We start from the raw sequence: 8,995 nt of genomic DNA, 5'->3' as shown, positions 1-8,995 counted from the left end.
ACCACAACTGGAACATGTTTTGCTTGAAGGATACCAACGATCAGCCATAACTACTCAATGTTGTACCACTTACATTTATACTCCAGTTGCCGTCTGATTTCATAGAAGTTACACTGCTGGATGTGTTTAGCCAGGTGTTGATTCTTCATCATCCCTTTTACATTCAAGTCTTCAATGACAATATGAGAAGGTTTGGTTTTCACGATCTCTGTGTCATTTTATGAATGTAGTCTTTTCGGATGTTGTTGATGTGCCTTCTCAACTTAGCTATACTCTGTGCCAATTACGCAATGTCTGTTGCGTAACACCGATTTTCTTTGCAAACTGCCCAATAGAATAAATTTTCAAAACCTCCTTTCTATTTCAGCATAAGCTAAAGTTTATAATTAGCAAAGAGGTTTTTATAAACTTTTATATGTGTAACTTAACTGTTATCCATCCTCTTCAGTTCGGTCCGCAGGTTCCCATATTCATCGACCAGTTGCTTTGCACTTTCGCGGTCGAGCACCACAGTCACCTGCTTATGCAATTGGAGAATACTTGCAGGTACGTCCGTTCTGACATTGCCGAGTACAGATTTTGCAACAATATTCGCCTTTTCAGGACCAAAGGCCATCAGAACAATCTGTTCTGACTGCAGGATCGCCTGCACTCCAAGTGTAATCGCCTTCTTTGGAACCTCTTCGATTTGATTGAAAAAACGTGCGTTGCTTTTCACGGTTTCCAGTTGTAACCTGACGACGTGGGTCTTTGACTGAAGCAGGTCGTCTGGCTCATTGAACCCGATATGACCATTGACGCCAATTCCGAGAAGCTGAAAATGGATTGGATTCTTTTGGATGATCCCGTCGTACCGGTTGCACTCCATTTCCAAGTTGGTCGCTATGCCATTCGGGAGATGAATGTGATCAGGAAGGATATTTGTATGGTCAAACAGATGTTTTTGCATGAAATAGGAATAACTTTGCTCATGAGAGGGACCCAATCCGATATACTCATCCAGGTTGATGGTCGTTACACGGGACAGATCTAGTCCATACTGGTGTAACCTTACCAACGCTTGGTAAAAGTGAATCGGTGTCGCTCCGGTAGCCAGTCCCAACACCGGTTTCGGGCGGTTTTTGATGATGTGTTCCGCCAAGGCGGCTGCGTAGACTCCCGCCTCGTGCGGCGTGTCAAAGATCCGTATATTCATCCCGTATTTCTCCCTGTTATTGATGGAAGCCATCTGATTCAATTGGTGAACAGTCACAGTATCCACAGCAGCAGGTATGATGGGAGCTCGTGAAAGTCCGGGTTATAACGAACCCCTCTCCATGATCTGCTGGTAAAACCCGGTGCCGTTTTCCGGATTTTCTACCCCGAAGAACTGGGCGAGAGTAGCGGCCAGGTCGGACAGGGTAGACCGTTCCCCTAGGGGAACGGCGGACCATTTTTTCCCGTAGGCCAGGAGGAAGGTTTTTTCACGGGTATGTTGGCTGTGTCCGATGGTTGGATCGTTCCCGTGATCAGCGCTGATCAGCAGGAGATCCTCGTCAGCCATGTTGCGAATGAGGGCGGTTAAATACCGGTCGACGCACATGATCTTCCGGGCATAACGGTCCACGTCCTGGGCGTGGCCCGCCAAATCCGTCTCCTGCACGGTGGCCGCGATCAGGCCTCGATCCATTCGGTACAGACTGGATAGGAGGATCTGCATCACCCGGTCCGTCTCCACTGCTGGATATTTGCCGGCCCCGTCACAATCGATGATATCCTGCATCTTCCCGATTAAGTCGACGTTCCAACCGTTTTTGATCAGGATGTTGGGGATTTGCCGTTCCGGATCAACCCCGTAGCCCAGGTGACGAACCTGGTAGCCCTTTTCATATACACCGGATCGGGGAGAATTGAGACCGATCAAACCGTCGGAACGACGTTCGATGCTGGACCGGAGTCGGGCGGGGGGAATTCCTTCCCCTCCCAGTGCAATGACCCGGTTCACCTTTGCCACCCTGCGCACAATCCTTCCGATCTTCAGTACTTCCGTAAAGGGAATGGCATCGAGGGCAGCGCTTACGTTGTAAATCTGCCCGTAGTCGGTTTCGATATTGTCTCCGATGACGACAGCGCCATTCACCCAGAGATAGGGAAGCTCCGGTTCGGGAATCTCGACCTGGTAACCTGCCTTCTCCAGAGCTCCCCTAACCGGCTGGATCACGGCTACAAAAGGTTCCAGCACCGGAGCCCGCGGTCGGGTGCCCATGATTTCCTGGTGTCCAGCGTAACTGTCCGCCCCTTCGTGCTGCAGGTTGAGGGTCCCCCAACTGGCAAGACCCGGTTGGTCATCGTTCAGTCGGGGGTGGTGTAGCAAGCGGTTGATTCCCAGCTGTTTGAAACAGGGGATGTCAATCTTTTTTGCCTGATCCAAGATGTGACGGAACGTGTGGGCATTCTTGTCTTGGGGCCGCACCCGTGGAACGTCCTCCATCGCCCCTACGCCCAAACTGTCCATGATGAGCAGAATAGCCCGCTTTTTCATTCTCTTCCCCTTCCTGTCTCATTTGATTAACGGAGCCGTTTTCCGAGGGAGTCATAAACCCCTACGAGGGTGGGATGACCCTCTTGTAATCCTTCTACCACCACCACTTCAGCGCGGGTGACAAAGATCTGGGTACGGAAGGAATAGAGAGCCGTATCTCCCACATCGACGTTTTGGCCATCCATCTTGAGACCCGTGTAATAATCGATCGATTCGGGAGCCAGCTCTGTCGCATCCAGTCGACGATTTGCCATTTCGGGGAAAGACTTTCCCACCAATGCCCCTTTCATATGGGAACGGCGGTAATGACCTCCGCCAAAGACGTAGGCCGTTTCTCCATCCGTGTGTGAGACCTCACTCACATAAACCATGGCGGGGCGTTCCAATTGTCCCGGACGTTGGTGAAGGGGAGTCGTACCGGTCAGAGCATGACCGGGCTCGCCGTGGGTGGCCCCTAATTGTCGCAGGAGTGGAATGGTGGCACAGGCAGTGGCACTGGGAGCGTTGATTTGTTTCAAGGGTTCTCCCAGTTCTGTTTCCAACATTTCGGCACAACGCAACAAGGTGTGAACGTTTTCGGTCGGTTGAAGGCATTCTCCATTGAAGAGGAAGCAGGGAAATGAAGTGACACCGGCGATATGGACACCGGGTAGCTGGCGGATACGGCTGACAGCTGAACGTACCTCCTCCTCCCGGAATCCGCCCCACTGACCTTCAAACACCACATCTCCCTTTGCCACTACTTTTAGGAGAAGATCCTGGATTTTCCCCTGTTTTTGTGCAGCATCGGAAATCTCCTTCGCCTTCTCCACGGAAAAGACAGTGATCACCTCCGGTTGGCAGGAGACGATTTCGTCAACCATCGAGGAAGGAATCTGGACCAGATGACCCACGTTTCCCAAAGCGATTCCGGCTTGAGCCAAATGGAGGGCTTCCCAGGGGTCGACCGCTACCGCTTTTGTGATCCCGCTGTCAGTGATGGCTTGGGCTACCTCAGGGATCCGGCCCAACTGTTTGGTCATCATGTAGAGGTGAATCCCGTTACGGTAGGCGGTATCCACCAGTTGTTGCGCGTTGTAACGGATGGTGTCCAGGTCCAACACATAGGTGTTGGGACGGATTTGCCCCGTGCGGTGGAGATGGACGGCGTATTCTGCTAGTTCCGGATTTCGTGACAAAGTGACCGATAAGAACATGTTATGTCCGCTCCTTCATCACATCGGTAATCGCCTTTCGCAGAATCTCCACCGTCAGTTCAGCACCAGCGCGCATGGGATTAATGCGGATGCCATGTTTCGCCAGCTCCGGTCGACTCTTCAGGAAGGTTCCCGATACTCGGTAGATCATCGGTAATACCTCATAGCGGGACTCCGCGCCGACTGGGTGGATCGCCGCTCCATGTTTCTCGCTGGCGGCGATTACTTCCGGAGAGATCGGTTCTTTCAATTCAACAATGACGTTTTTCGACTGGGAGTTGGTGATATACGCCTTTTCCACCTGTGGGACCTCGCCTTGGTTAAGCTTTTCGCACAGGATGTCCACCTGTTCCGTCTGGACAGCGATGGCTACCGGGGCCAGCACCATCGATCGCAGGAGTTCCATCGCTTCGAAGCCCTGTACCTGGCCACCGCCGGAGTAGTTGCGCCGCCAAATTTCTTTAATGGCTTTTTCCTCTCCGACAACGACCCCGATTCCGGGCGGACCCAGCAGTTTGAAACCGGAGAAGCAGGAGTGGGAGGCACCCAGTTCCACCCCGATTTGTGGGGTTTTGAAGACCGTGTAGTTGTCATCGACGATGATTGGAAGATCTGGACGCAAGCGACGGACCTGTTCAATCAACCCTTTTAGGTCATAGGAGTCCTCCGGTTGCTGTCGGGAGTGCTGGACGAAGAACAGACGGCACTCTGTGTCTTCCTTGAGGGCTCTTTCCACCGCTTCCCCGTCATTGTAGTCAACCCTACGGGGCATCAAGCCCATCATGTGAAAGGTTTCCTCGGTGGTGGTGTAAACGGGACCAGTGTGGATGAATAGAGGGCTCCCCGGTTTCAGCAGGACGCTTAAGAGGGAACGGATTGCCCCGGTTCCCGCCCCCCGTACCAAGGTGCAAGCCTCGGTTCCGAACATGTGGGCAAGCACCCGCTCCACTCTGGTCGTCTGCACTGGACGACCCCAGTCTGGCACAACGCCCACATCTCCCTGAGATAGGAATTGGTTTCCTGTAAATTCCCGCGCAATGGCGGAGACCAGTCGAAACTGTTTCTCTTTGGCTTCATCGATTGTCATGTGGGTTAAAATTCGTTGGTTCATCTCGTCTCCCCCTTTATGCGAAGGCAAGGAAGCGTCGCGGGTTATCCACCATCATGGCATCGATTGCCTGCTGGTCGACACCGTGTGATCTCAGCTTCGGTAAGAAATGCGTGAACATGTATTCGTAACCGAAGCCACCATTGACCTTCAGATAAGATTGCTTTGTAATGTCGCAAGAGAGCATCAGCCGGTTTGTGTATCCTTTGTCTAGGAGCCACAGCAGATCGTTCAACCGGTCTTCATCGGAGCGGTAGTTGTTTTTGCCGATGGTATCAAACTGAATGTAGAATCCAGCTTTGATCAGCGACTCGTACTCGGTCCGGTCCCCATTTAGATCCTGGTGACCAATGGAGATCTTGGACGAATCGGCATCCATTCGGGAAAAGAGCCTCATTTGGGCGGAGCCCATGGTTCCCAGCTCACAATGGGTGCTCAATGGAGCTCCTGTTACCCGTTGTGCACGAATTGCGGCCCGGAAGACTTTATCCTCGTCCCGGGTGATTTCGTTCAGGCTGCTGCCGATTTCAGCGATGATTCCAGCACGGATACCGCTTCTACCGATCCCTTCCGTCAATTCAGATACGAACAGCTCCGCCAGTTCTTCCTCGCTCTGCTCAAATACTTGATCAGGATAATACGTCTGTTTATAGAAGCCCGTCGATGCCACGACGGGGATCCCATGCCGTTCCGATAAGGTTTTCAGGGAACGGACATCTCGGCCCATCCCCCGGTTGGTCACTTCCACGATCCCATCACAGCCGGAATGCTTCAAGCGTTCCAACTCTCGGTTCAAAGGTTCGGAGTCGGCGAGGATGGCGTCCCGGTTACCGCGGATAGGGGAAAGGTCCAAAATCACGTGTTCATGAATCAGGGTTGCCCCGAATCGCTCCGGAATAAGATCCCCAGTGACGGTCCGTATCTTTTGTCCCATGATATCATCTCCTTTATCGTTAACCCGCTGCCGGGGTGAACAGTTGCAGAAGGTACAGGATGTTGAGGATCAGCCCCGTTAGGATAGCGGCCAAAGGAGACGCGGCAAGGCGGATCACCGGGCGTCCGAGAGCTTCGTTGATCGCGTAGAGAGCGACAAAAATTGAGAATCCGGTGAATTGACCCATTTTGAGCACAGCCAGCACCGAACCGAGGAGCAATGCAATCTCCATGATATTGGTGATCGCTGTGCGAATGCTGTCGGAGGCTTCTCGCAGAGAAGGGAATTTCTCCAACACCTTCCCGACTTTAGACAGCAAAAGGATCTCCAAAGTTATCATCAGAGCACCGCCGATGGCAGCTATAAAGGGATTGGGGGAGAGATAGGCGATTGGGAAAATAAAGGTCAGCCCCACCACCCCGTATACTCCGGTCGTTAAAGCAGTGGTGACGATAAGTGGGATAAACCCGATCCCACGCAGGAAATCGGCGAGGGCCGCCTGCTGGATCAAGGCCTGTTCCTGGGACAGATCCGAAGCGGAATAGGCTTTTTGCAAGGTGAATATGGAAACTTCCGAGCCCGCAAAGTACCCCAAATTGGCGATAACGGCGATCAGAGCTCCAGTGACGGCGAAGAGGGGAAGACCTTTGCGGATCCGCTGCGTCCGTTCCTCGAAGAGTGACCTTTCTTCTCCCATTTCTGAGGAATCGCGTCCCCGGTCTCTGATCAGAGCGAACATGACCAAGAGAAGGGTACCGACAAATAATTCGCCCGCTTCGGGCAGAAGTTTGAAGTCCTTTGGCAGAATCCATCCTTGTTCGATCAGCTGGCGTACAAGCAGGACAACAACTCCAGAGAAGGCGCCTTTTTTCCAGCCGAACTGGTAAGTGATCGCCAAGATCGGAAAGAGGGCAAAACCGGCCAGCACCGGGGAGCTCAATTCACCGAGAGCTCCAATAAAGTCAATAGGAAATACTCCAAAGACGGATTGGACGGCAGTCAAACCGCTCACTACGGCGATGCCCCAGGCACCTCCCAAAAGAGCGGCCAACCAGGCCCGGGAGGCAAAAACGCCCAGGATGTCCGTGGGAAGAAAAAGCAGCCAAGGGTTTAACAGTTTGGTAGACAGGGTGAAAGCGATCCCTACCGAAGCGATAAAACCGACGCTGAGACCAAAGGAGATTGAGGCCAGTTCTGGCCGCTTCATGCGTCCCTCAATGAACTCCGGCATGATCGGTCGGATTCCGTCGTGGAAGACCGCCCGGCCATAGTAGGAAAGGAGGGCAGTTAAGGCCGTTAGCCCAGCGACCAAAATCAGTTTTAGAAGGGAAAATTCCATGCTCCGTTCCTCCTCTTATCGTCCATTATTTGGCTTTCAAAATGCTTTCCACAATCATCGGAACAGCTTCTTCAATCGTTTCCACCGACATGCCGAAAGCCACCTTTCCTTCTTGCACCCGTTTCTCAATCTCCGATTGTTTCGGCCGACCGCCCGCTTTAGCGACAGTGGAGCAATTGGCATAGCCCAGAATGCCGATGGCCACGGAAAGAGCCGCACCACCACCGCTGTTACATGCCCCCAGGTAATAATCAGCTTTTCCCGCTTTCACCATTTTTACGGCTTCAAAGTCGGAAGAGATGATGGTTTCCACTTGTCCCTGTCCCGCTTCATTCGCCGCCTTCTGAATCAGTTCTTTGCGCAGTCCGCCGATGGCGATTCGAATCATAATAATATTCCCCCTTTTTTTACTTTTCGGGCGGGAAAGAGGTAGAATCCCCTTTCCCTATGGATTAATCCTGCAACAGAGCCAGATAAAGGGTGATAAAACCCGTTTCAGCTGGGGTGGCTGCTGGTTCTGACACCTCTAGACAACCACCGAGCAGTTCATCGGCTTTCCGGTACAGATCCGGACGCTCTCTGACTACTTCATCCACTTGGTCATTGCCGTTCGTTAAAGCTTCTCCTTTCCGGATTCTCTCAACGGCGATGGCCAGATGGCTGGAAAAGGGGCCCATGCTTTCCTTTCTGGGATCGATGGTTTTTTCCTCGATCAACCGGACTAGGTTTTTACGGATTCTGTGATCGGTGTCGGATTGAATCTGTCCGCTTTGGAGCAACAGGTCCAACCGTTCCTGCACTTCTTCTGGTAACATCAGTTTTCCCTCCTATTCAATAATGTGGGACCCTCTCGCCATGAAGAACAGCCTCTTGAATCCGGATAACCTCATCAAATGACAGGGTTTCCAATACTTCAGCCACATCTTCTTCCGAGTCTCGGATGAGCAGAGACGCTTCAGATAGCCGGCGGCTCATCTCCTGGGCAGCCTCCGATCGAAAAGTGCCGATTCCCCATGGTGATCCTGGTGGAATTTCATCCAGATTCCAAATCGCCGCATCGATCTGCCCGTTTTCCAATAACCGAAAAAGCTGCATATAGTTCACTTCAATGCACTGAACATTGAGCCCCTGGCATTCCGCACCGGTCAGATCGCTCTGATCAGAGGAGGATGAGTCGATCCCCACCCGCATCCCGGACTGAATCTGATCAGCTTCCTGATCGGCAAACAGAATGCCGTGACGATCGACGAAGGTTTGTTCACCCAAATGTTTATACACCTTGAGGTCGTTGTATCGTCGGCAAGCTTCTTCAGCCGCCCAGCGGGACAATACCACGAAATCGCATCGGTGGGACCGAAGTGCTTCAATGCGGTGGTTACCGCCTCGCATGTGAGCGATGGTAAAGGGAATTCCGGACTTGTTGAATTCCTCCGTCAGTCCGGTGGCCAGACCTTCATAGCGGCGGGAGTAAGGAAGTGGCATCATTGAGACCAATGTACCCCGGCCAGCCAGTTCCCATAACAGAGCCTGATCCTTCTTGATCAGATAGGTTCCCAGGTGCCCTCTGGACTCCAGCTGAACCGCGTTTGTCTGTTGCAGAAGTCTCATGGCCCCCTGAACCGTTCCTCTGGCTGAACCTAAAGCGTTTACAAAGTCATCAATCCTTGGCAACCGTTCCCCGACCCTTTTTCCGATGAACTCTTGGGCGAGCTTCTGGGCAACTTTTCCGTTTTTCGAATAAAATGCTTCTACACTTTCTCTCATCTATCATTCTCCAATATACAATATATTGTACTTTGATACTATCATTAATTATCAGAAATCACAATGAAGAAATAATTACCATTTAGGTGTTGGAAGGTAAGAACACCGATGGAATTGCCCAAGAGGGGTTTTA

General features: G+C 52.1%; 11 protein-coding genes. All 11 read right to left on the bottom strand.

Going from position 1 to position 8,995, the window contains the following annotated elements; genetic code table 11:
• Positions 1-50: 50 nt before the first annotated feature.
• Positions 51-149, bottom strand: coding sequence for a hypothetical protein (locus tag FN782_RS17160; protein ID WP_246064911.1), 99 nt, complete (start codon positions 147-149; stop codon positions 51-53).
• 118 nt (positions 150-267) lie between these two features.
• The gene (locus FN782_RS17500; protein ID WP_142505599.1) at positions 268-348 is read right to left on the bottom strand and encodes a MerR family DNA-binding transcriptional regulator; all 81 of its coding nucleotides are present in this window, start codon (positions 346-348) and stop codon (positions 268-270) included.
• Positions 349-424: 76 nt separating this feature from the next.
• Positions 425-1,195 carry a glucosamine-6-phosphate deaminase gene (gene nagB, locus FN782_RS09655; RefSeq protein WP_142505598.1) on the bottom strand — a complete coding sequence of 257 codons (771 nt, stop codon included), beginning with the start codon at positions 1,193-1,195 and terminating at the stop codon, positions 425-427.
• A gap of 102 nt (positions 1,196-1,297) precedes the next feature.
• A complete protein-coding gene (locus FN782_RS09650; RefSeq protein WP_142505576.1) occupies positions 1,298-2,521 on the bottom strand; it encodes a phosphopentomutase in 1,224 nt (407 codons plus the stop codon).
• A 26-nt stretch (positions 2,522-2,547) separates the two neighbouring features.
• On the bottom strand, positions 2,548-3,717 hold the full coding sequence (locus tag FN782_RS09645; RefSeq protein WP_142505575.1) for a YhfX family PLP-dependent enzyme: 1,170 nt from the start codon (positions 3,715-3,717) through the stop codon (positions 2,548-2,550).
• A 1-nt stretch (position 3,718) separates the two neighbouring features.
• A complete protein-coding gene (locus FN782_RS09640; RefSeq protein ID WP_142505574.1) occupies positions 3,719-4,828 on the bottom strand; it encodes an aminotransferase class V-fold PLP-dependent enzyme in 1,110 nt (369 codons plus the stop codon).
• A gap of 13 nt (positions 4,829-4,841) precedes the next feature.
• A complete protein-coding gene (locus FN782_RS09635; RefSeq protein WP_142505573.1) occupies positions 4,842-5,759 on the bottom strand; it encodes a phosphotriesterase family protein in 918 nt (305 codons plus the stop codon).
• A 19-nt stretch (positions 5,760-5,778) separates the two neighbouring features.
• Positions 5,779-7,098 (bottom strand): YhfT family protein, encoded by a 1,320-nt coding sequence (locus tag FN782_RS09630; protein ID WP_142505572.1) that lies wholly within the window; start codon positions 7,096-7,098, stop codon positions 5,779-5,781.
• A 25-nt stretch (positions 7,099-7,123) separates the two neighbouring features.
• The gene (locus FN782_RS09625; RefSeq protein ID WP_142505571.1) at positions 7,124-7,486 is read right to left on the bottom strand and encodes a DUF2620 domain-containing protein; all 363 of its coding nucleotides are present in this window, start codon (positions 7,484-7,486) and stop codon (positions 7,124-7,126) included.
• 64 nt (positions 7,487-7,550) lie between these two features.
• A complete protein-coding gene (locus tag FN782_RS09620; RefSeq protein ID WP_142505570.1) occupies positions 7,551-7,913 on the bottom strand; it encodes a PRD domain-containing protein in 363 nt (120 codons plus the stop codon).
• A 16-nt stretch (positions 7,914-7,929) separates the two neighbouring features.
• Positions 7,930-8,862 (bottom strand): GntR family transcriptional regulator YhfZ, encoded by a 933-nt coding sequence (yhfZ, locus tag FN782_RS09615; protein ID WP_142505569.1) that lies wholly within the window; start codon positions 8,860-8,862, stop codon positions 7,930-7,932.
• Positions 8,863-8,995 lie beyond the last annotated feature (133 nt).

The organism is Melghirimyces algeriensis, assembly GCF_900182565.1.
Lineage (GTDB): Bacteria > Bacillota > Bacilli > Thermoactinomycetales > DSM-45169 > Melghirimyces > Melghirimyces algeriensis.
This window is presented reverse-complemented; position numbering and strand designations above follow the sequence as displayed.